Below are 20,457 nucleotides of genomic sequence, written 5' to 3'. Positions count from 1 at the left end.
CACCACCGCATCCACGACCACGGTTGGACGCTCACCTTCGACGGACGGACCGTCACCATCCGACGACCGGACGGCACCACCCTCGACCCACCGCCCTAACCCCAGGCCGAGAGCAGCCGAGCGGCGCGCCCGCTCGGCGCGCCGGCATGTCCACCCAACCGCAAGTCCGCGCCGTAGCGGACAGGGCCAGGCACGCCAAGTCGCGCCGGGGTGCGCCACGGCGCGGTGCGGTGCGGCGCGTGCGGTGCGCTCCCGCAGGCCGCCCTCTGCAGCGGTGCACGGCGTCGCGCAGGACCACGGTGGGCAGGGCCGTGCGATATCGGGCTGCGTCGGGCAAGGTCTCGCCGAGCCGGCCCAGTCGGGCTGGTCCGCGCTGGGTCGGGCCCCGGCCGGCAGGGTTGACAGTGCGCCGCTGAGCCAGCGGTGCGGCGCTGCGTCGGCCCGCGCTGTGCAGCGCTGCGGCGCGCGGCGCCAATAGCGACCGCAGGTCCGAGCGGGCTGGTCCGCGCAGGGCTGGCGTGCGTCTCAGGCCCGCCGGGCAAGGACAGGCCACGCTAGACAGAGCAGAGCCATGCGCTCCGCCCCGCAGGCCCGTGTCGGGCAAGGGCCGCGCCGGGCGGGGCCGTGTCGGGCAGGGCCGTGTCGGGCAGGGCCGTGTCGGGCAGGGCCGTGTCGGGCAGGGCCGTGTCGGGCACGGGCCGCGGACCGCATCTCAGCGAGGGACCCGACCCGTTGCGGCGATGAGGCGGTCGAACACCGGCGCGTCAGATGCCACCCGCACCGGTGGTCCGAACAAGCCCGGCGTCCCGTCCGGACTCGCCTGGGCGATCGCGCTCGCCCAGGCGTGGGCCGTCCGCACGCTCTGGGCTAGCTCCGGATCGTCGCCCGGGTAGCGCCGACCCAGGGCTACTGCCAGGTCCCAGCCGTGGACCAACACCTCGTTCAGTGCGATGGCGCCGGCCTCCTCGGCGGCCATCGGAAGGCCACCGGCGCTGGTGTCACCGCTCCACGCCGAGGGGGAGGACCACGCATCGGCGAGCGCCGTGACCCGGTCGGGGATCCGCTCGCGCCAGTCGGGGCCGAGGCGGGACGCGTCCGGGGTCGGCGGCGGGCTCGGGCTCCCCGACTTGGCCGCTGCGGCGGCGAACGCGGTCGCGAACATGTCGACGTGGTCGAGCAGCTCGCCGACCGGGATTCCGCCGCACGGGGTCACCGCGGTCAACTGGTCGTCGCGGACGTCCCGGACGAGATCGGCCAGTACGACCGCGGCGGGATGCAGGTCGGGTGGCATGTCTACCTCCTCGATGCGCGGCCCGCCGGATGCGGGACGGCTCGGTTAACCGACGAACGGGAAGACGCCGATCGGACAAATGAGTTGGCCCGGATCAACGGCCACCCTAGTGTCGGCACGGGTTCCGAGAGCGGAACCGCCCAACCAGGACGAACGAGGGGAGTCGGCCATGCGTTACCGCACCTTTGTCGCCATTCTCCGATCGCAGTTCGATGTGATCCTGGTGTCTTCGGTGAACCCGGTGTCCCAGCCGCGCGGCTGACGCCGGACGTACGGACGTTCCCCCAGCAGCGCCGCTGCCGGGCGTCCGCATTGCGCAGTTCTGGAAGTCCAACCCGTGAAGGGTCGACCAGAAAGAGGGCCGGAAGGCCATGCGCACCGTACGCACCACCGAAGTTCTCGCCCGCGTCCGCAACCTGGGCATTCTCGCCCACGTCGATGCCGGCAAGACCACCACCACCGAACGGATCCTCTATGCGACCGGCACCACGTACAAACGGGGCGAGGTGCACGACGGCACCACCGTCACCGACTTCGACCCGCAGGAACGCGACCGCGGGATCACGATCTTCTCGGCCGCGGTCAGCTGCGTCTGGAACGACCACCGGATCAACCTGATCGACACGCCGGGCCACGTCGACTTCGCGGTCGAGGTGGAGCGGTCGCTCCGAGTGCTCGACGGCGCCGTCGCGGTGTTCGACGGCGTGGCCGGGGTCGAGCCGCAGAGCGAGTCGGTCTGGCGGCAGGCCGACCGGTACGGGGTGCCCCGGATCGGGTTCGTCAACAAGCTCGACCGTGCTGGTGCGGACCTCGACGCCGCGGTCGCGTCGATCCGAGCGAAGCTGTCCGTCGTGCCGCTCGTCGTTCAGCTGCCGATCGGCCGGGAGGACGGCTTCACCGGTGTCGTCGACCTGGTCACGATGCGTGCGCTGACCTGGACCGACGACGCCGGTCCGCTCGACGGACCGATCCCGGACGGGCTGCGGGAGGAGGCCGTCGCCCGGCGGCGGCAGCTGGAGGAAGCCGTGGCCGAGCTGCACCCGCTCGCGCTGGAGGAGTACCCGGACCTCTCCGACGCGACGCTGGTCACCGCCCTGCGCGACCTGACCCGCATCGGCGCGGGCCTGGTGGTGCTGTGTGGGTCGGCCTACCGCAACCGGGGCATCGAGCCGCTGCTCGACGCCGTGGTGGCCTACCTGCCGTCGCCGCTGGACGTTCCGCCGGTGCGCGGCACCTGGAACGGCCACGGCGAGGAGCGTCCGGCCGATCCGGCGGCGCCGTTCGCCGGGCTGGTGTTCAAGGTGGCCGCCACCCCCACCGGTCGGCTGACCTACGTCCGCGTGTACTCCGGAACCGTCGAGAAGGGAGGAACAGTGCTGGACGCCGGAACCGGCCGCACCGAGCGGATCAGCCGGATCCTCCAGGTCCAGGCCGACCGGCACACCGACGTGCCGCACGCCGGTGCGGGCGACATCGTCGCGCTGGTCGGGCCGAAGGCCGCCGCGACCGGAGCGACGCTGTGCGCGCCGGGCGCTCCCCTGCTGCTCGAGCCGCCGACCTCACCGGATCCGGTGGTGTCGGTGGCGGTCGAGGCGCAACGGAGCACTGATACCGAACGGCTCGCCACCGCGCTGGGCCGGCTGGCGGAGGAGGACCCGGCGCTGGGCGTCCGCACTGATCGGGAGACCGGGCAAACGCTGCTCTCCGGGATGGGTGAGCTGCACCTCGAGGTGGCGGTGGAGAAGCTGCGCCGCGACCACGGGCTGACGATCGGCGTCGGACGGCCGCAGGTGGCCTACCGGGAGACGGTCACGTCCGGCGTCTCGGGGTTCACCTACCGGCACGTCAAGCAGGACGGCGGCGCCGGCCAGTTCGCCGTCGTGGTGCTCGACGTCGCGCCGTTCGACGGAGGCGACTTCGCGTTCGAGTCGACGGTGGTCGGTGGACGGGTACCGCGTGAGTACATCCGTGCGGTGGAGGCCGGCTGCCGGGACGCGCTCGCCGAGGGTCCGATCGGTGGGCACCCGGTGATCGGTGTCCGGGTGCGGCTCACCGACGGTGCGACGCACTCCAAGGACTCCTCGGAGTTGGCGTTCCGCACCGCGGGCAAGCTCGCGCTCCGTGCGGCACTGCGGGCGTCCGTGGTAACCGTGCTCGAGCCGGTCGTCGAGGTCACGGTGACGGTGCCCGAGGAAGCCGTCGGCGGAGTCCTCGGCGATCTGGCCGCGCGGCGCGGGCGGGTCACCGGCTCGCTCTCCCACGCCGGTCCGTCGGGGACGGGTGGCTCGACGGTCGTGACAGCGGTCGTGCCGCTGGCCGGGCTGTTCGGCTACGCGACTCGGCTACGCAGCCGTAGCCAGGGGCGGGGCACGTTCAGCACGCGTCCCGCCGGCTACGCGCCGGTACCGGCCTGACACCGGTGCGGGGCGCCCCTTCCGGGGCGCCCCGCGTCGTCCGGTAAGACCCGGTGTCCCGTGAGACCCGGTTCAGTGCACGCGATCGAGGAGACGCAGATCGTCAGCGGTGATCGTGCGCCGGCGCACCAGCAGGTGCGCCACCTCGTAGTAGTCCGGCAGGGTCAGCGCCCGGCGGCGGCGGATCTCCGCGTCCTCCTCGGCCTCCGCCGCCGCGAACACCCGGATGCCCTTGTGCACCACCGTCGGCGCGGCGGGCAGACCGAGTTCGCGCTCCTCCAGCCGCCGCCGGGCCTCGACCCGTTCCCGTAGCTCGGGGACCTCGGTGAGGTACAAGCCGCAGAGCCGGCGCACGAGGTCGCGGATCTGCTTGCGGCTCCGGGTGACGAGTCGGCGCTGCACCTCCTCGTAGGACGCCGGTAGCTGCTTGCCGCGCAGCAACGGTTCGCAGAGCGCGGCGGCCACCGGTCTCAGGTCCGGTGGGACCGGCGGGATGCTGGTCGTCGGTCGGTCGTCGAGGACGGTCGGTAACGCCGGCTCGACCCGCTGCTGAGCCACCACGAGGACGCAGCCGTCCGGACCCTGCACGTACGTCAGCTCGCCCGGTATCGACTGGGCCGCGCCCGGATCGGGCCGCGCCGGGTTGCGCGGTGGCAGCGGTGGCAGCGGCGGCAAGCCTGGTTGGACGATCCACAGTTCGTGTTTCTCGGACAGGTTGCGGACCCAGAGCTCACCTTCCATCCGCCAAATCCGCCCCGCTACCCGGGACAGTGACTCTCCGTTGATCGCGGAGAAAATGATGAGATCGCACTTGTCGTCGCGACCGAACGTAATGCGATCGCCCTCCGCGTCGAAGGAAAACACCTCGTCCGGTTCGTATAAGTACCAGACGGCTAACACAGGTTCTTTCGGCATCGGTCCCCCCAGCCCCCACTGATCGACCCACCCCCGTATTTCCATTCTGCGTCCACGGAGCAAGTCGCTATTCCTGAGACGGGAGTGACCTGATGTCCGAAATAGAGTCGTGTCGTGAGCACGGTAGGTAATCGCTGGTACTGCGGCACCGGCCGCGGCGGTCGGATCCGGTCGGCTCAGGACGGAGCCACCGCGAACGCGGTGACCGCGCGAGCCAGGATCTGGTCGCTGCCGGAGGCGTCGGACAGCGTCAGCGTGCCCGGCGGCGATCGGTGCACGCCGTCGGGGCCGACGGTCGACGGTCCGGTGAGCAGCACGGTGCGTCCCTCGCCGAGGTCGGCGCCCTGGCTCGCGCGCGCGCCGGTGCTCTTCCAGGTGGTGCCGTCCCGCCGGTACACCTCCGCGGTGACCGGCGCCGTCGGGGTGCTCGCGGGTGCGCCGGTGCACGGCCCGGGGCCCTCCAGCAAGGCCGCGTACACGGTTCCCGCCTCGTCGAACCAGACGTCGGAGACGAACTGCGGTGCGGTGGCGGACGACGGTGCGATCGGCACGCCCTCGCCCGAAGCGACGTCGACCAGGACGACGGTGTCGGTGGGCGGGCAGCCGGCGACGGCCCGGTCGACCGTGTACGCCAGCTGGGTCCCGTCCGGGCTGAGTGCACCGTGACGCGGAACGGCCGTGCCGCCGGTCTCGTGGACGAGAGACGTCGTGCCGTCCTCGGCCACCCGGTGGATCGCGCTGGATACGCCGGGCGCCGCCGCGGTGACGACCAGCAGGCCGTCCGCTCCGCCGGTGCCCAGCAGCAGCGCGACGACCGGTCGTTCGACGCCGAGGTTCTCCGCGGACAGGCCGGTGAGCGGTAGCGGTTCCGGGTCCGCCGTGCCGGTGGCGGGGTACCGGTTGACGCTGGCCGGCGCGGTTTCGTCGGTGCCCGGTGCGGTCTTCGCGGGGCTCGGTGCGGTGCTGCCGTCGTCCGGCGCCGTGGCGTCGGACCCCATCGCGTCGGCGACCAGGCCGTCGCCGCGGAACGCGACCGTGCCGCAGCGGGCAGCGCACGTCCACTGCCGAACCGGGCCGTCTCCGGCCGCAGGAGCCTCGACGACCCGCGTTGCTCCGGTCGACACCTGCACCGCCAGCCAGGCCAGCCGGTCGGCGTCGTCGGACCAGACCAGCCTCTCCACCCGCCAGCCGGCCGGCACCCGCGCGACCGGAGAGAACGAGCCGGTCGTCCCACGGACCCGGACGCTGGTGCCGTCGGCCACCGCGAGCCGCACCACGGTCTCCTGCGGTGCGGATCCACGTTCGTCCGCCGACGTCTGGCACGCGGTGGCGGCGACCACCACGACCAGACCGGCTACGACTGCTCTGGACCGCGTCATCGGACCCCCGAATCCCCGGACCACCACCATGGCACGCACATCTTGGCCCCGCCGGGCCGTCCGGCGTGCGGCTTTTGGCCGTTGCCCAACCGGATGGGGCACCTGCACCGGGGCCGGACGGAGGAACGGCCGGATCGCGCGGCTACCGCGGACGCCAGCGCTTCCAGACCGCGGTGGCGGTCGCCCGGGTCTTGCCGTCCCAGACGAGCTCCACCTGGGCGGTCATCTCCGCCTCGGCGGCCGTGGTGACGACGGCGCGCAACTCGACCGTCTCGGTGAGCGGGCTGGGCCGCAGGTACCGGACGTCGAGCCCGGCGGTGACGTAGGGCAGCGCCGCACCCGGCAGCGCCGGCCAGCCGCGCTGCTCGGCCTCGAGGGTCACCGCAGCGGCGCTGTGGCAGTCGAGCACCGTGGAGATGATCCCGCCGTTGAGGTAACCCAGGCCGTTGTCGTGCTCCGGCCACGGGGTGAAGCTCGCGGCGACGAAGCCGTCGGCGGGGTAACTCCGCAGCTTCAGCCCTTTCGGGTTGCCGTGTCCACAGCCGAAGCAGGGTAGGTCGGGGTAGAGCCGCTCCTGGATGCTCAGGGCGCTGTCCGTCATCGGGCCTCCGTTCCTCGTTCCGGGGATTCTTCCGGACGCTAATTCAATTGTCGGGACATTCGGTGGTCTCTACCGTGGTCCCCGACACCGAGGAAGAAAGGCGGGAAGCAGTCATGTACCTCCACTCGACGCGGCTCCTGCCGAGCGAGGCCACCGGCCTCGGCTTGGACTGTCGGCGGGGATAGCGGTAATTCGCGCTGTCTCTGCCGCCCGATTCCCGGGCGGCTTTTTTGATGGAATCGAGAACGGACCGGAGCGAGGGAGACGGCAACCCACGCGCCTCGGTAGCGCGAGACACCCCGTTCGACTCGGGGGCTTCGGACTGAACTCTTCGGAGGCTGAAGGGTTCACAGGTGCCGGGAACGGACGGTGACGGCCTCGGGCCGGCTGCGACCTGACGCGTCGTCGCGGCTCGCCGGCGGGAGTGGCTACCCGCACAACGAGGCACGCATCGTCCACCCCGGCACCTTTGGCGACCGACGACACCGACACACCGGCGACACCGACAACGAAGGGAGACCCGGTGGACGTCCTCGTACTCAACGCCGACCTCGGCCCGCTGCACCGGGTGAGCTTCCGGCACGCCGTCCGGATGCTCGTGCGCAGAGTCGCCGAGGTGCACGAGGCGCACCCGGTCGGCTGGTCGGCACCTACCCGGCGCCGCGCGTGGTGCGGCTGGTCACGTACGTGGTGACCCGCTGGCGGTACAGCCGCGGCCCGTGCAGCTCCCGCAAGGGCGATCGGACGCCCAGCGAGGCCCGGATGCCGCTGCGGATCACCCCGGCGGCGCCGACCTGGGCCGCGCTCGGGATGTGAGGTAGTCAGCAGGACCGCCGGGGCACGTAGGTTTGGTTCGTGAGCTCAGCGCCGCGCCGCGTCCCGGGCGATCTGCTCGTGCACCTCCGCCGGGCCAGGGACCACGCCGACCGGCACTACCGGGAGCCGCTGGACCTGGACGCCCTGGCGGCGGTCGCCGGGCTGAGCAAGTACTACTTCCAGCGGATGTTCACCACGACCTACGGGGTGTCGCCGGCCGCGTACCTCTCCCGACGTCGGGTGGAGCGGGCCCAGGACCTGCTGCGGTCCACGAACCTGACGGTCACGGAGGTCTGCGCGGCGGTCGGCTTCACCAGCCTCGGTTCGTTCAGCAGCCGGTTCCGCGAGGTCGTGGGGGAGACGCCGAGCGAGTTCCAGCGCCGCTGGGCGGCGACCGGCGCGCCCCACATCCCGGGATGCTTCGTGTTCATGTGGGGCCTGGCCGAGCGCCGTGCCGATTGCGCAAGCGCGGAGAAGCGCGCGGAGGCTCCGGGCTCCTAGCCTGACCGCATGATCACCAACATCTCGATCACCAGCGTGTTCGTGAAGGACGTCGACGCGTCCAAGGCCTTCTACCTCGACGTACTCGGGTTCGTCGAGCACACCGACATCACGCTCGCCGACGGCTCGTACCGCTGGTGCACGGTCACGCACCCGAGCCAGCCCGAGCTCCAGGTCCACCTGACCGTGCCGGGCCCGCCGCACTCGCCGGAGATGGTCGCCGCGATCAACCGTGCACTCGACGAAGGTGGCATGCACGGCCTCGGCCTCAACGTCGACGACTGCCGCAAGACCTACGACGACCTCCGCGCCAAAGGGGTGGAGTTCCTCCAGGAGCCGGAGGAGCGTCCGTACGGTGTCGAGGCGGTCGCCAGGGACAATTCGGGCAACTGGATGGTGCTGATCGAACCGCGCGCGTTCTCCGGGGCCGATTTCGACTGACACCACGTCACTGGCGGCCCGCTGGGCCGGGCGGTCACATTACGATCGGACGATATGGCACCCGGCGCGGAAAACGCGGACACCCGAGCGACTGAACGAGCGGCACGCCCGGACGGCAACGAGCGGCCCGCGCCGCTGGTCGTCGTCATGGGAGTGACCGGCTGCGGCAAGAGCACGGTCGGCAAGCTGCTCGCCGAGAAGCTCAGCATCGCGTTCGCCGAAGGCGACGACCTCCACCCGCCGGCGAACATCGCCAAGATGACCGCTGGTCAGCCGCTGACCGATGAGGACCGCTGGCCCTGGCTCGGAAAGATCGCGGACTGGCTCGCGGATCACGCCGCCACGGGCGGCGTGATCCCGTGTTCGGCGCTCAAGCGCGCCTACCGGGACCGGTTGCGGCAGGGTGCTCCGACCGTCTGGTTCCTGCACGTGGACGTGGACCGCGAGACGATCCTGCGGCGGGTGGCCGAGCGGGAGGGGCACTTCATGCCGGTGACGCTCGTCGACTCGCAGTTCGCGACGCTCGAACGGCTGGGCGCGGACGAGTCAGGCGCACCGATCGACGGCACGCAGTCGCCCGAGGAGATCGTCGAGCGTGCCCTCCGCACGCTTGAATGAGCCCATGGGTAGCGAGGAACGCGACGGGGTTTCGCTCACCAACCTCGACCAACCACTGTTCGACGGGGCCGACGCGACCAAGCGAGACCTCGTCGACTACGTCGACGCGCTCTCGGTGCGGATGATTCCGCACCTGCGTGACCGGCCGCTCTCGGTGATCCGGGTGCGGCCAGGTCAGCAGCCGTTCATGCAGAAGAACGTGCCGAAGTACACGCCGGACTGGGTGCCGACGGTCCGGCACTGGGCGGAGTCGTCGCACCGGGAGATCGCGTACGCGCTCGGCAACGACCGGCGGACGCTGCTCTGGTTCGCCAACCAGCGCGCGATCGAGTACCACCCGGCCCTCGTCCGGGTCGAGCACTGGGACCGTCCGACGCACCTGATCATGGACATTGATCCCCCCGAAGGCCAAGGACAGTCGTTCGGGCTCGCCGCCCGCGCCGCCCACCTGGTCCGCCGCGCGCTGGACGACGTCGGGATGGCCGGTGCGGTGAAGACCAGCGGGGCCAAGGGTCTGCACATCTTCGTGCCGGTGGACGGGGCGTCCGCCGAGGAAGTGGCGGCTGCGACCCGGGCGCTGGCGGTCCGGGCCGAGCGGCTCGACCCCGAGCTGGCGACCACCGCGTTCATCCGGGAGGACCGCGGCGACAAGGTGTTCCTCGACTCCACCCGAGCCGGTGGCGCGACCGTGGTCGCCGTGTACAGCCCGCGGATCCGGCCGGGGACCCCGGTGTCGTTCCCGGTGTCCTGGGACGACCTGGAGTCGGTGTCGCCGCGTGACTTCACGCTGCGGACGGCGTCCGCGTTGCTGGGGGAGCGGGATCCGTGGGCAGACGCGATGCCCGCGCCGCAGCCCCTCGACGAGGGGCTGATCGCCGAGGGTCGCACGATCCCGGTCGCCCGGGTACAGGCGATGCACGAGGGCAAGCGCCGCAAGCGCGCAGCGGAGAAGAAGGCCTAAGCCACCACCCGGACGGTCTGGAAAGACGGATCGGAGGCGTCCGGGAGCAGCATGCCGGCCGGGATCAGACCCGCAACCACCGACTTGTGCGCGTTCCGGGACACCAGCAGCTTCTCGCCGGGGCCGGCGATCGAGAGCATCGCGGTCTTCACCGAGAGCGAGCTGCCGCGGGTGGGGAAGAACGCCTGGTCCGCGTGGGACCGCCTCGGCCATCAGGTCCTGCGCCTGGATGATGACGCCCTGCGACATGCGTCGGTCGTCCAGACCGCTCATCACCAGGACGTCGGCGGTGAACAGGTCGTGCCCGAGGATGCCCAGCACCCGCGGATCGACGCCACGCCCCTGCCGGTGACCGGGAGGGCAGGAGATGACGTCGCCGCGCTCCCAGAACTGGTCCAGCGCCTCCAAGACGGGAACCCGTGTCTGATCAGCCACCTGCTATTCCTTTCGTCCTGTTGCGGGTGCCGCTCGGGTGGGGCTCAAACGCCCCAGCAGTTCCGCCTCGGCACGGACGCCGCGCGCCAGCTCGTCGAGCAGCACCCGTTCGTCCGGGCCGTGCAATCCGCTGAGCGCGTCCTGCACCCCGAACAGCAGGACCTCCGGCGGGCGCGGCCCGCGCTGCAGGGCGCCGGCGAACGGCACCGAACCCCCGTCGGCCTGCAGGATCGAGGCCCGGCCCCAGGCCGTCGCCAGTGCCGCGCGAGCTGCGCGCGCGGCCGGGCCGTCCGCGGCGGTCCGGACCCCGCCGCTCACGGCGCGGCGGGTGACCGCGACCGGCACCCCGAACGGTCGCTGCTGCTCGAGATGGGCTACGAGCGCGTTTTGTGCGGCGATCGGGTCCTGCGTCGGGGCCAGCCGGACGCTGATCCGCGCCCGCGCGACCGGCGGGACGACGTTCATCGCGGCGACGAGGGGGGTGGCGTCCAGTCCGATCACGGTGAGCGCCGGAGCGGCATAGAGCCGCTCGCCGCTCGTCCGGCCGGAGCCGGCGCCGAGCGGGGGGACGCCGGGAGCCTTCCCGGGCACCTCGATCTCGTCCGTGCTCGGCCACGGCTCGTGCACGAGCCCCGGAACGGCCACCGTGCCGTGCTCGTCGAGCAGGCTGTCCAGCACGCGGACGAGCGTGAGCAGCGCGTCCGGGGCGAGGCCGCCGAAGCCGCCGCTGTGCACCGGGTGGTCCATCGTCCGTACCTCGACGTCGACCTCCGCGAGCCCGCGCAGGGTGAGGCCGAGCGTCGGGATGCCGGGGCGGACGTTGCCGGTGTCCGCGATCACCGCGACGTCGGCCGCGAGCAGGTCGGACGGCACGGCGTCGAGCGCGGCCGCCAGCCCGGCGCCGTACTCCTCCTGGCCCTCCACCAGGATCGTGACGCCGACCGGCGGCCGTCCACGCCAGGCGCGCCAGGTCGGCGACGAGGTCGGGCATGAGTGGGTCGATCCCGGCCGGATGCGTGGTGCCAGGGCTCGTGGTGTCGGGGGCCATGTCGGTTGGCTTGACCGTGCGAGAACGGTTCACACCGGCGATGGGCGTTTTGCGGCTTTTCGGAGGGGAATCCGGGGGGCGACCGAGGGGGAATGATGCCTGCTGACGACGTCGACCTCGAGGCGGTCGACTTCCTGGTGAACCAACACGCGCAGATCCGGGCCGGTCTTCGCGAGGTGGCGAGTGCGCACGGTCCGGCGAAGGCCGCGGCCTTCGCTGACCTGCGCCGGCTGATCACCGTGCACGAGACCGCGGAGCAGCTGGTGCTGCATCCCCGGATGCGGGACTTCGAGGACGCCGACGAACTGCAGGTGGACACGCTGCTCGTGCAGGAGCGGCACGGCACCGAGTTGCTCGCGGAGCTGGACCGGCTGGATCCGGCGTCGGACGAGTTCGACGCCCGGTTCACCCGGCTGGCGGTGGAGATCATCGCGCACGCCGACCACGAGGAGCTGGAGGAGTTCCCGCTGGTGCGGGAGCGGCTCGACGCCGACGAGCGGCTCCGGATGGGGCGGGCACTGCGGGTGGCGGAGGCGGCGGCGCCGCGTCATCCGCAGCCGGCGGCCCAGGGTGCGGTCGGGGCGATCGTCGACCACGTCCGCAAGGCGCTCCGCGACGTCTTCACCTCCCGCTGAGGGGTCCCGTCCCCTGGGCGAGGCGGACGTTCCCGCGCGTGGTGCGCTCCCGCGTGGCGCGCTCCCGGCTTGGCGCATCCCGGCCTCACGTGGATTGACGCCGAATCGGGCTCCACGGAGCCCGTGGAGCCCGATTTGGCGTCAATCCGCGCGGTCGGGACGGCTACGACCGGTCGAGGGCGGCTCCGGCCGCCGCGCCTCGGAGGATCGCGGAGGACATGCCTCCCGACCTACCCCGGCGCCCTCCGGAGAAACGCCGGTCCGAGCGCGCCCGCCGCGCCCACGGCCCCCGCGGCCCCCGCGGCGGCCGCGGCGCGTCTCAGCGGGTCGGGGGCAGACCCAGAGCGGGGAAGAGCAGCGTGCCGAACGTCGTGATCTCGGCGATCCTGCCGTCCGCCACCCGCAGTACGTCGATCTTGAACGCCCGGAACACTGAGTCGCCGGGCCGTCGCAGGTAACTCGCCGCGGCCGGCATCCGGTTCACCGCGGTCGGCACCAGTCGCCAGTCGCCCTCCCGATCCGGTCCCACTGCCCGCTCGATCAGCGGCGCGATCGCCTCCAACCCACGGAACTCCAGCCGGTCCGGCGGCATCGTGATGCGGATGTCCTGCGCCGCGATCCGGATCGCGGCTGCGGCGTCGCACCGCTCGTTCGCCTCGATGAACTCGGCGAGCAACCGTCGCTCGTCGGCCGTCAGCTCCGGGGCGGCCCAGTCGGTACGTCGTGCCGGCACGTGGCCGGAGAGCGTCGTCCGGGCCCGCTGCAGCGCGCTGTTCGCCGCCGCGACGCTGGTGCCCAGCAGCGCGGCTGCCTCGCCGGCCGGCCATCCGAGAACGTCGCGGGCGATGAACACCGCCCGTTGCCGGGGCGGCAGCACCTGCAGCGCGACGATGAACGCCAGCTCGATCGTCTCCCGGGCCACCGCGACGGCGTCCGGCTGCTCGTCGGCCGGGGCGATCTCGTCGAGCAGGTGGTCCGGGTAGGGCTGCAGCCAGGACGCTTCTGCCGTGGCGTCGGTGGTGGGCAGCCGACGCGACGTGCGGCGGATCGCGTCCACGCAGACGTTGGTCGCGATCCGGTACAGCCAGGGCCGGACCCCGGCGCTGTCCACCAGGCTCTCCCGGCCCCGCCACGCCCGCAGGAACGTCTCCTGCACGGCGTCCTCCGCCTCGTGGAACGACGCGAGCATCCGGTAGCAGTGCACGTGCAGCTCGCGGCGGTGCGGTTCGGTGAGGCGGCCGAAGTCCGGCGACGTTCCCGCCCCGGCTCCGTCGGGCCGCGGAGCCACGGCGGGCTCCGCGGCTCCGCCGGAACGGGCGCTCACGCCCGCGGCGTCCGCTTCGTGACCTCCTGCACCAGCCAGACGTTGCCGTCCGGGTCGTCGATCTGCAGGAAGGACCCGTAGCTCTCCCGCTCGGGATGCAGCCCCGGCGTCTGACCGGTGGGACCGAAGTGGAACGGCTCACCGGCCTCCAGACCCCTCGCGATCAGCTCCTTGTGGGCCGCCTCCAGGTCCTCGACGCAGAGGTGCAGACCCTTCAGCGAGCCCGGCGCCATCTGGTTGCGCATCAGCGAGATCGAACAGGCCGACCCCGGCGGCGTCAGTTGGACGACCCGGAAGTCCTCGCCGGCGCTGTGGTCGACGTCCACCCGAAAGCCCATCTTCTCGGTGTAGAACGCCTTGGCCCGGTCGACGTCGGACACCGGCACGATCACGAGTTCCAGGGTGAAGTCCACGGTCTTTCCTCTCCAGTGGTGAACGGTCTCACCACGTACAACGTCGGCCGTCCGGAAAACTCATCGGTCGACCGATGCGTCGTGGACGAGGAGCGCGACCTGGACGCGGTTGGTCAGGTCGAGCTTGGTGAGGATCCGGGACATGTACGCCTTGACCGTGGCCGTGCTCATCAGTAGCTCCCGGCCGATCTCGCTGTTCGTCCGGCCCTGCCCGACCAGCGCCGCGACCGCTCGCTCCCCGTCGGACAGGCGGCCGAGCAGCCGCTGAGCCTCGTCCCGGCGGGGATCCCGGTCGGGTTCCGCGGCGAACGCCATCACCCGCCGGGTGACGTCGGGCGACAGCATCGGCTCCCCGGCGGCGACCAGCCGGATCGACTGGGCGATCCGCGCCGGCGGCGTGTGTTTGAGCAGGAAACCGCTGGCGCCGGCCCGCATCGCCCGGCGGATGTGCCGGTCGGTGTCGAACGTCGTCAACACGATCACCTCGGGCGGATGCTGCCGCGCACGGAGCTGCTCCGTCGCCGTCAGCCCGTCGATCAGCGGCATCCGGATGTCCATCAGGACGACGTCCGGATGGAGCTCGTTGACGGCGGGCATGACGTCGGCGCCGTCACTCACCGCGCCGACGACCGTGAGATCGTCGAACCCGCCGAGCATCATCTCCAGACCCGAGCGGACCAGCGCGTCGTCGTCCACGATCAGCACCCGGATCGTCACGGCGTCCGCTCCGGCACCCAGGCGGACAGCCGGAACTCGCCGGCGGGCGTCCGTCCGTGCTCCAGCCTGCCGCCGACCAGCTGCATCCGCTCCCGCAGTCCGACCAGCCCGCTCCCCGCGCCGGGCAACCACGCGGTGCCGGACGCCGGTACGGGGTTGCTGATCTCCACGGCCAGCCCTCCGTCGCGATCGGTGAGCACGACCCGGACCGGAGCGTCCGGCGCGTGTTTCCGGGCGTTGGTCAGCCCTTCCTGCACGACACGGTAGACGTGACGGCCGATGCCGTCGGCGGCCGATGCGGTGCCGCAGTTCTCGAAGACGATCTGCGCTCCGGTCGACCGGGACTGCTCGACCAGCGCCGGCACGTCGGCCAGCGTGGGCTGCGGCCGGTCGGAGTCGGCCTCGTCGGAGCGCAACATGCCGATCACTTCGCGCAGGTCCTCGAGCGCCGCGTAGGCGGATTCGCGGATCACGCCGGCGGCCCGGCGCTCGTCGTCCGGTGCCGCCCGGCGTATTTCCAGTGCTCCGGCGTGCACGGCCAGCAGCGAGAGGCGATGGGCGAGCACGTCGTGCATCTCCCGGGCGATCCGCTCCCGCTCCGCGTGCCGGGCCTCCTCGACGCGCAAGCGCTGCCCCTCTTCAGCTTCTCGTGCCCGCTCTTGCCACGACTCGACGAGCAGGCGCTGGGACCGCACCAGCTTGCCGGAGGCCACCATCGCGGCATCCAGCGCGAGAACCGCGACCACGGCGACCACGAACTGGGGATCCTCGGAGGCGACCGCGGTGAACGCTGCGAGGACGAACGTGAGGTGCGTTCCCACCACGGCTAGCGTCGTCGGCCACGGCCGATAACGGGCGACAACGGCGAGTGCCACCATCGCGGATCCCATCGACAGCGTGGAGACCACCATCAGCGGGATCAACCCCAGCGCGATCCGAACCGTCCACCCACGGCGCGCGACCACCAGCAGAACGAGGGAGAAAACTCCGGTGGTCACGTCGATGATCGGGTACTCCATCGGGGTGTCGGCCAGGAAGAACGCTCCCATCGCCGCTGCCAGGGCCACCAGGCCGACGTCCACCCACCATCGCATGGGATCACCGTAAGGCGCCGTCGGTGCGCGGACCGCGGCCGGAGGGCGACGGCCGCACCGACTTTGGTCGATCAGAACGTGGAGCCGGTCTCCAGCAGTGTCTTCAGGTTCGCGAGGATCTGCGGCCAGCCGCCGGACTTCGGGTTGCGTCCGCTGATCGCCCGCAGCATCTCGGTGTCACCGGCGAACCCGTCGTGCACGATCGTGAGCTTCACCGCGTCGTCGCCCGGCTCCAGGGTGAACGTCACCTTCGACCGGTCCTCGGTGGTCAGCCGGGCGAGGTAGTCGTCGTCCCAGCCGAAGAACGTCGCGTGCGCGGGCTGGTAGTTGTGCCAGGTGTAGGAGAGGAGCCGGGGCGGTTCGGAGGTGAGAACGACCTGGTCGAGGTCCTCGTCGTCCCAGTAGATCGGCGCGCCGGGAGTCCACTCGGACTTGAGCTCGGATCCCCAGTACTGCTTGGTGAACGCCGGGTCGATCAGCGCGTTCCACAGCTGCTCGGGCGTCGTCTTGATGTAGGTGGTGTAGACGAACTCGGCCATGGGTCTGTCCTCCAGGGTTCGTTTCAGGTCGGCGAGCGCACGGGCCTGCTGCCGGTACCGGCCGATCCACCGGTCGGCGATGTCGTTGATCGGAGCCGCGTCGAGGAAGTGCAACTTCTCCCGGCCACGCCGGGTAGTCGTGATCACTCCGGCGGCCTCCAGGACCGCGAGGTGCTTGGTGACCGACTGCCGAGCCATGTCCAGCCCGGCGCAGAGTTCCTGCAGCGTCTGCCCGTTCCGCCGGTAGAGGCGGTCGAGCAGTTCACGTCGGTGGGGATCGGCCAGCGCCTTGAAGACCTCGTCCACGGCTCCACCTCCGTTAGGCAGCCTTGAGGCTGCCTATGACTTTAGGCAGCCGTCTGGCTGCATGTCAATGCTTTCGGGCGACGCCGGGCAAGCGGGCGATTCTCAGCGCTCGACGGCGGGGCGGGCGTCCCAGCGCCAGCCGTCACCCTGATCGGGGTGGCCGGGCAGCGAGCCGCGTCCGGTCGCCCAGAGCAGCGTCGGCCACGGCTCGGTCTCCAGCGGTGCGTGCGGGAACAGCCGGTGCAGGGAGCGGGCGCACAGGTCGGCCGGTGGTGCCCAGGGTCGCTGCAGGCCACGGGCGAGATCGTCGCCGTGCACGAGCGTCTCGACGACGCCCATCGCGGCGAATCCCTCCGGATCGGACAGTCCGTAGCCGTGGTGGGCGCGCCGGTCCGGCGGAGCGTCCCGGACCGCGGTCGCGAGGAACACGCCGCAGACCTCCAGGGCCTGGAGCAGGCCGGCGGTTCCGGCCGAGGGCTGCAGGAACAGGCTGTTCGCCGGCCCGCCGTCGCGGGTGGTCCGGTAATCGAACGGGACGACGTCGTCCCGCGGCGGGTCGGACGCCGCTACCTGGATCGCATACGTGAACAAGTCGTCGACGAGGTGCTCGAGCGTCTCCCAGCAGCTCCAGCGCAGATCGCCGGCCGCCACTCGCCAGGCGCTGTCCGGGACGTCGGAGAACGATCGCCGCAGCAGGCTGACGCTCGCGGTCACGTCGTCGCCGGTGACGGGATCCATGGACCGGACTGTACGACCTCCTACCCGGTTCGGATGAGTGCTTCCCGGCCGTCCGTACCCCGAGTGCGCGGAGTGCCGGAGCGCTCAGCCGGTCGGCGGGACAATGAGCCCCTTCCACCCTCCGGCATCAACGAGGTCAAGCGACCTCGTCGGTCGCCGGTCGACGAGAGCTCACTCCTGCCATGCTCATCTATGCCACCTCGATCGCGGCCCGACCAGGGCGCGTCTGGAACGCGTTGATCGACCCCGCGCACACCGCGCGCTACTGGGGTCACCGCAACGTGTCGACGTGGACGCCCGGCGGGCGGTGGGAACACCGGCGGGTCACCGACGACGGCGTCGACCTGGTGGGCACGGTGCTGGAGGTCGACCCTCCGCGACGGCTGTCGCACAGCTGGGTGGTCGCCGGCGAGGAAGGTGATCCGGCGCGGGTGTCGCGGGTGACGTTCGACCTCGAGCCGGTAGGGGAGCGGGTACGGGTGACGCTGACCCACGCCGGTCTACCGGACGACCAGGTTGCGGTCGTGGATGCGGGGTGGCCGTTCGTGCTCGCGAGCTTGACGGCGTACCTGGAGACCGGGCGCGCCTTGTTGCCCACCGATCGGCCGGGTACCGGGACGCCGCCGGGATAGTTCGGGTCCGCGGTCCGGGAATCCCACAGTGGGAATCCCGGAGGCAAGCGAATTCGAGCGGTGAAATGCGTCGTGAAATCGCGGGAGATGACCGGCGAGGCGCGCTATTCGATGCCGATTCGTCGCAGAGCGTCGAGCGATTCCCTCCGATCACACTCGATACGCGCATAGGCGACGGCCTCGGCCACCCGCTCTTTGCCGGACGTGATCGCGGAAAAGAGCTGGCCGTTGCCGACCGCGGGATCGGACGATCCCGGCTCCGCGGTCAGGTAGAACAACCACGTCATCCGCCCGGAGACCGGACGCATCAGCGTCGCCATCAAGGCGTTCCCGGTGAGCTCGACGACCGCGTCGTGGAATCCGGACCGGGCCTGTGCGATCCGGTACCGATCGCCGCTGGTCACGCTGGCCGCCGACCGCTCCAGTGCGGCGGCGAGCGGCTCGGTCGGAGCGCCGGCGGCCACCTGGCGCGCTGCGTAGGTCGCCGCGCCGACCTCGAGACAGAGCCGCAGGTCGAAGAGGTCTTCAACGGCGGTGAGCGACCAGGTGGTGACGACCGTCCCGCGGCGCGGCAGCGTTCGGACGAACCCGTCCATCTCCAGCAGCGGCACCGCCTCGCGCAGCGGAACCCTGGACACCGCGAGCTCCTGCGCGAGCCGTTGTTCGGCCAGTCGGGAGCCCTGCGCGTACTGGCCGCGAATAATGCCTTCGCGCAGGGTTGCGTAGATCTGCCGGGAGAGCGATTCCGGTCTCGACGGCGATCCCTGGGGATCAACCATCTAATTCCTCATAAGTGTCCGGGCGCATGCCTCTACTATCCCGGATTCTCATTTCGACGCAGTCGGCGGAGTGAGAGTGGACAGTCGTCGGTGCCTCCTGAGGACTAGAACCGATCGATACCTCGGCGGGACGCCCTTTCTGGGGTTTCGGAGCACGCTCGGTGCGTGGCGGGATCACCGCCGGTTCCACCAACAACGAGGTGCGAGATGTCGGAACAAGTCGTAGTGGCCCCGTCGTCGGCGTCGTCCCGGATCAAGCCGCCGTCGTCGGTGCGCGCCGCGACGGTGTGGTGGGTGACGGCGGTCGCCGCCGGGGCGGTCGAGGCCGTCGGCCGGGTGGCCGTGAGCGCTGCGGACGGCGAGGCCCTCAGTTCGCTGATGGTCGGTATCGGGGTGCGGGTGACCATCTACGGTGCCGTGCTGCTGGTGGTGGCGGCGTTCTGGCGGGGGTACCGCTCGGCACGGATCGCGCTGGCGCTCGGGCTGGGCATCGTCGGCATGCTCTCGCTGGTCATCGAGCCGCTCAGCTGGTTGGCCGACGGGAACTCGCTCGGCGACGCGCTCGGGTCGGCCGACCTGGCGTTGGCTCTCGTGATCGCGGTCCGGGCCGTGCACATCGCGGCGGTGGTGGTGGCGTGCGTGCTGATGTTCCGCCCCGAGTCGAACCGCTACTTCGCGCTCGCGCGGCGGGCATCCGGACGGTCGGCGTCCGGCACGGCGGCGTCCGTCGGGGCGGCGTCCGGCGGGGCGGCGTCCGGCGGGGACGCGTCCGTTCGGAGCGCGCGGTAGGCGCGGACGAGCGCGGCGGTCGGACGCGAACAGGGCGGCCGACCGCCGCGCGTCCGGGAGCAGGTCACGCTGCCGGGCGTGCTCGGCGACGGTCTGGTGGGGTCGTGTCCGGCGGGGTGGCGTCCGGTGGGGTGGTGTCCGTCGGGGTGGCGTTCGGCAGGGCAGCGCGGGCGTGGGTGAGGAACGTCCGCGCGGCGGGGTTGGTGGGTCCGGCGGCGCGCCAGGCGAACGCGAGTTGGCCGCGCAGTCGCGGATCGACGATCTCGATCGACCGGACACCGTCCGGCGGCGAGGCGACGACCGAGGCGGGCAGGATCGCGAGTCCGAGGTCGCGCGCGGCCAGCTCGGCGAGGAGGAACGGGTCGCTCGCCTCGAACGCGATGCGCGGTGCGAATCCGGCCGCGGCGCAGGCGTCCTCCAGGCGGGCTCGGATGCCGGTCCCCTTGGGCAGGCTGATCAGCGGCTGCTCGTGGAGCTCGAAGAGCGGCACCCGGTCCCGGTTCGCGAGCGGGTGGCCTGCGGCGACGACGCCCACGAGCGGTTCGTCGGTGACGATCTGGGTGGCGAGGCTGGCCGGAGGGGTGGTGGGCAAACCGATGATCGCGGCGTCGAGCGTGCCCGCGTGTAGGGCGTCGACGAGCTCGTCCGAGCCGTCCTCGATGAGCGTCACCTCCACCGCGGGATGGGCGCGGTGGAACTCGGCGAGGATCTCGGGGAGTCCGAGCGGGCCGCACGACGTGATCATCCCGACCGCGACGCGCCCACGGAGCAGGCCGGTGAGCTCGTCGACGGCGTGCCGGGCGGCGTCCACCGCGGCCAGTGCGGCCCGGGCGTAGGGGAGCACGGCGGCTCCGACCTCGGTGAGGCGCACCACACGGCCGGAGCGGTCGAGCAGCGGCTGGCCCAGCTCGCGCTCGAGCTGCCGGATCTGGGCGCTGACCCCCGGCTGAGCGACCCGCACCTGGGCGGCGGCCTTGGTGAAGCTGCCGGTCTCCACGACCGCAAGGAAGTACGCGAGCTGGCGGAGTTCCATAACTGCTGATTCTAGAAGGGAGAAGAAACCGCTCTTTG

General features: G+C 71.7%; 21 protein-coding genes and 2 pseudogenes. 9 read left to right on the top strand and 14 right to left on the bottom strand.

What is annotated here, in order from left to right:
• Positions 1–712: 712 nt before the first annotated feature.
• Positions 713–1,291: a TIGR03086 family metal-binding protein gene (locus ABEB28_RS15645; RefSeq protein WP_345728814.1), complete on the bottom strand. Its 579-nt coding sequence runs from the start codon at positions 1,289–1,291 to the stop codon at positions 713–715.
• Between the two features lie 371 nt (positions 1,292–1,662).
• On the opposite strand from ABEB28_RS15645, the gene fusA reads away from it, so the two are divergent.
• Entirely contained in the window at positions 1,663–3,705 is a 2,043-nt protein-coding gene (gene fusA / locus ABEB28_RS15640; RefSeq protein WP_345728813.1) for an elongation factor G, read from the top strand.
• Between the two features lie 72 nt (positions 3,706–3,777).
• Here fusA and ABEB28_RS15635 read toward each other — a convergent pair whose 3' ends face one another.
• From ABEB28_RS15635 to ABEB28_RS15625, 3 genes are all read right to left on the bottom strand, one after another.
• On the bottom strand, positions 3,778–4,446 hold the full coding sequence (locus ABEB28_RS15635) for a hypothetical protein (RefSeq protein ID WP_345728812.1): 669 nt from the start codon (positions 4,444–4,446) through the stop codon (positions 3,778–3,780).
• A gap of 350 nt (positions 4,447–4,796) precedes the next feature.
• On the bottom strand, positions 4,797–5,999 hold the full coding sequence (locus tag ABEB28_RS15630) for a hypothetical protein (protein WP_345728811.1): 1,203 nt from the start codon (positions 5,997–5,999) through the stop codon (positions 4,797–4,799).
• Positions 6,000–6,141: 142 nt separating this feature from the next.
• Positions 6,142–6,600 (bottom strand): PaaI family thioesterase, encoded by a 459-nt coding sequence (locus tag ABEB28_RS15625; RefSeq protein WP_345728810.1) that lies wholly within the window; start codon positions 6,598–6,600, stop codon positions 6,142–6,144.
• 523 nt (positions 6,601–7,123) lie between these two features.
• Here ABEB28_RS15625 and ABEB28_RS15620 point away from each other — a divergent pair.
• From ABEB28_RS15620 to ABEB28_RS15600, 5 genes and pseudogenes are all read left to right on the top strand, one after another.
• Positions 7,124–7,416, top strand: a pseudogene (locus ABEB28_RS15620) (hypothetical protein).
• Positions 7,417–7,455: 39 nt separating this feature from the next.
• The gene (locus tag ABEB28_RS15615) at positions 7,456–7,917 is read left to right on the top strand and encodes a helix-turn-helix domain-containing protein (RefSeq protein WP_345728809.1); all 462 of its coding nucleotides are present in this window, start codon (positions 7,456–7,458) and stop codon (positions 7,915–7,917) included.
• Between the two features lie 9 nt (positions 7,918–7,926).
• Entirely contained in the window at positions 7,927–8,358 is a 432-nt protein-coding gene (locus ABEB28_RS15610; protein ID WP_345728808.1) for a VOC family protein, read from the top strand.
• Between the two features lie 147 nt (positions 8,359–8,505).
• A complete protein-coding gene (locus ABEB28_RS15605; RefSeq protein ID WP_345728823.1) occupies positions 8,506–8,976 on the top strand; it encodes a gluconokinase in 471 nt (156 codons plus the stop codon).
• Between the two features lie 4 nt (positions 8,977–8,980).
• Positions 8,981–9,937 carry a DNA polymerase domain-containing protein gene (locus ABEB28_RS15600; protein WP_345728807.1) on the top strand — a complete coding sequence of 319 codons (957 nt, stop codon included), beginning with the start codon at positions 8,981–8,983 and terminating at the stop codon, positions 9,935–9,937.
• Positions 9,938–9,987: 50 nt separating this feature from the next.
• Here the strand turns inward: ABEB28_RS15600 and ABEB28_RS15595 are convergent.
• Positions 9,988–10,372, bottom strand: a pseudogene (locus tag ABEB28_RS15595) (ornithine decarboxylase); the annotation flags it as partial.
• A 3-nt stretch (positions 10,373–10,375) separates the two neighbouring features.
• Complete coding sequence (locus ABEB28_RS15590) at positions 10,376–11,386, bottom strand: M20/M25/M40 family metallo-hydrolase (protein WP_345728822.1); 1,011 nt, start codon at positions 11,384–11,386, stop codon at positions 10,376–10,378.
• Positions 11,387–11,515: 129 nt separating this feature from the next.
• Here ABEB28_RS15590 and ABEB28_RS15585 point away from each other — a divergent pair, with 129 nt between their 5' ends.
• On the top strand, positions 11,516–12,055 hold the full coding sequence (locus ABEB28_RS15585) for a hemerythrin domain-containing protein (RefSeq protein WP_345728806.1): 540 nt from the start codon (positions 11,516–11,518) through the stop codon (positions 12,053–12,055).
• Positions 12,056–12,374: 319 nt separating this feature from the next.
• Here ABEB28_RS15585 and ABEB28_RS15580 read toward each other — a convergent pair whose 3' ends face one another.
• The 6 genes from ABEB28_RS15580 to ABEB28_RS15555 all read right to left on the bottom strand — a co-directional run bounded on the left by ABEB28_RS15580 (position 12,375) and on the right by ABEB28_RS15555 (position 17,186).
• Positions 12,375–13,343 carry an RNA polymerase subunit sigma-70 gene (locus ABEB28_RS15580; protein WP_345728805.1) on the bottom strand — a complete coding sequence of 323 codons (969 nt, stop codon included), beginning with the start codon at positions 13,341–13,343 and terminating at the stop codon, positions 12,375–12,377.
• 32 nt (positions 13,344–13,375) lie between these two features.
• Positions 13,376–13,792, bottom strand: a complete 417-nt coding sequence (locus tag ABEB28_RS15575; RefSeq protein WP_345728804.1) for a glyoxalase superfamily protein — start codon at positions 13,790–13,792, stop codon at positions 13,376–13,378.
• Positions 13,793–13,852: 60 nt separating this feature from the next.
• Positions 13,853–14,509, bottom strand: a complete 657-nt coding sequence (locus ABEB28_RS15570) for a response regulator transcription factor (protein WP_345728803.1) — start codon at positions 14,507–14,509, stop codon at positions 13,853–13,855.
• Positions 14,506–15,603: a sensor histidine kinase gene (locus tag ABEB28_RS15565; protein ID WP_345728802.1), complete on the bottom strand. Its 1,098-nt coding sequence runs from the start codon at positions 15,601–15,603 to the stop codon at positions 14,506–14,508. Before ABEB28_RS15565 ends, ABEB28_RS15570 begins: the two co-directional genes overlap by 4 nt.
• Positions 15,604–15,674: 71 nt before the next feature.
• The gene (locus ABEB28_RS15560) at positions 15,675–16,448 is read right to left on the bottom strand and encodes an ArsR/SmtB family transcription factor (RefSeq protein ID WP_345728801.1); all 774 of its coding nucleotides are present in this window, start codon (positions 16,446–16,448) and stop codon (positions 15,675–15,677) included.
• A gap of 102 nt (positions 16,449–16,550) precedes the next feature.
• On the bottom strand, positions 16,551–17,186 hold the full coding sequence (locus tag ABEB28_RS15555) for a maleylpyruvate isomerase N-terminal domain-containing protein (protein WP_345728800.1): 636 nt from the start codon (positions 17,184–17,186) through the stop codon (positions 16,551–16,553).
• 182 nt (positions 17,187–17,368) lie between these two features.
• Here ABEB28_RS15555 and ABEB28_RS15550 point away from each other — a divergent pair, with 182 nt between their 5' ends.
• The gene (locus ABEB28_RS15550) at positions 17,369–17,818 is read left to right on the top strand and encodes an SRPBCC family protein (RefSeq protein ID WP_345728799.1); all 450 of its coding nucleotides are present in this window, start codon (positions 17,369–17,371) and stop codon (positions 17,816–17,818) included.
• A gap of 104 nt (positions 17,819–17,922) precedes the next feature.
• Here the strand turns inward: ABEB28_RS15550 and ABEB28_RS15545 are convergent, their stop codons facing one another.
• On the bottom strand, positions 17,923–18,597 hold the full coding sequence (locus ABEB28_RS15545) for a GntR family transcriptional regulator (protein WP_345728798.1): 675 nt from the start codon (positions 18,595–18,597) through the stop codon (positions 17,923–17,925).
• Between the two features lie 207 nt (positions 18,598–18,804).
• Here ABEB28_RS15545 and ABEB28_RS15540 point away from each other — a divergent pair, with 207 nt between their 5' ends.
• Positions 18,805–19,386 carry a hypothetical protein gene (locus ABEB28_RS15540; protein ID WP_345728797.1) on the top strand — a complete coding sequence of 194 codons (582 nt, stop codon included), beginning with the start codon at positions 18,805–18,807 and terminating at the stop codon, positions 19,384–19,386.
• A gap of 64 nt (positions 19,387–19,450) precedes the next feature.
• Here ABEB28_RS15540 and ABEB28_RS15535 read toward each other — a convergent pair whose 3' ends face one another.
• The gene (locus tag ABEB28_RS15535; protein WP_345728796.1) at positions 19,451–20,419 is read right to left on the bottom strand and encodes a LysR family transcriptional regulator; all 969 of its coding nucleotides are present in this window, start codon (positions 20,417–20,419) and stop codon (positions 19,451–19,453) included.
• Positions 20,420–20,457 lie beyond the last annotated feature (38 nt).

Source organism: Cryptosporangium minutisporangium (genome assembly GCF_039536245.1).
Classification (GTDB): domain Bacteria; phylum Actinomycetota; class Actinomycetes; order Mycobacteriales; family Cryptosporangiaceae; genus Cryptosporangium; species Cryptosporangium minutisporangium.
The sequence above is the reverse complement of the archived record's forward strand: the minus strand, read 5'-3'. Positions and strand labels throughout refer to the sequence as shown.

Bases quoted from the DNA above. Each gene is read 5' to 3' on its own strand.
- ABEB28_RS15645 (WP_345728814.1), bottom strand. From the start codon at position 1,291: ATGCCACCCGACCTGCATCCCGCCGCGGTCGTACTGGCCGATCTCGTC.
- fusA (WP_345728813.1), top strand. From the start codon at position 1,663: ATGCGCACCGTACGCACCACCGAAGTTCTCGCCCGCGTCCGCAACCTG.
- ABEB28_RS15635 (WP_345728812.1), bottom strand. From the start codon at position 4,446: ATGGAAGGTGAGCTCTGGGTCCGCAACCTGTCCGAGAAACACGAACTG.
- ABEB28_RS15630 (WP_345728811.1), bottom strand. From the start codon at position 5,999: ATGACGCGGTCCAGAGCAGTCGTAGCCGGTCTGGTCGTGGTGGTCGCC.
- ABEB28_RS15625 (WP_345728810.1), bottom strand. From the start codon at position 6,600: ATGACGGACAGCGCCCTGAGCATCCAGGAGCGGCTCTACCCCGACCTA.
- ABEB28_RS15610 (WP_345728808.1), top strand. From the start codon at position 7,927: ATGATCACCAACATCTCGATCACCAGCGTGTTCGTGAAGGACGTCGAC.
- ABEB28_RS15605 (WP_345728823.1), top strand. From the start codon at position 8,506: ATGGGAGTGACCGGCTGCGGCAAGAGCACGGTCGGCAAGCTGCTCGCC.
- ABEB28_RS15600 (WP_345728807.1), top strand. From the start codon at position 8,981: ATGGGTAGCGAGGAACGCGACGGGGTTTCGCTCACCAACCTCGACCAA.
- ABEB28_RS15585 (WP_345728806.1), top strand. From the start codon at position 11,516: ATGCCTGCTGACGACGTCGACCTCGAGGCGGTCGACTTCCTGGTGAAC.
- ABEB28_RS15565 (WP_345728802.1), bottom strand. From the start codon at position 15,603: ATGCGATGGTGGGTGGACGTCGGCCTGGTGGCCCTGGCAGCGGCGATG.
- ABEB28_RS15555 (WP_345728800.1), bottom strand. From the start codon at position 17,186: ATGGATCCCGTCACCGGCGACGACGTGACCGCGAGCGTCAGCCTGCTG.
- ABEB28_RS15550 (WP_345728799.1), top strand. From the start codon at position 17,369: ATGCTCATCTATGCCACCTCGATCGCGGCCCGACCAGGGCGCGTCTGG.
- ABEB28_RS15545 (WP_345728798.1), bottom strand. From the start codon at position 18,597: ATGGTTGATCCCCAGGGATCGCCGTCGAGACCGGAATCGCTCTCCCGG.
- ABEB28_RS15540 (WP_345728797.1), top strand. From the start codon at position 18,805: ATGTCGGAACAAGTCGTAGTGGCCCCGTCGTCGGCGTCGTCCCGGATC.
- ABEB28_RS15535 (WP_345728796.1), bottom strand. From the start codon at position 20,419: ATGGAACTCCGCCAGCTCGCGTACTTCCTTGCGGTCGTGGAGACCGGC.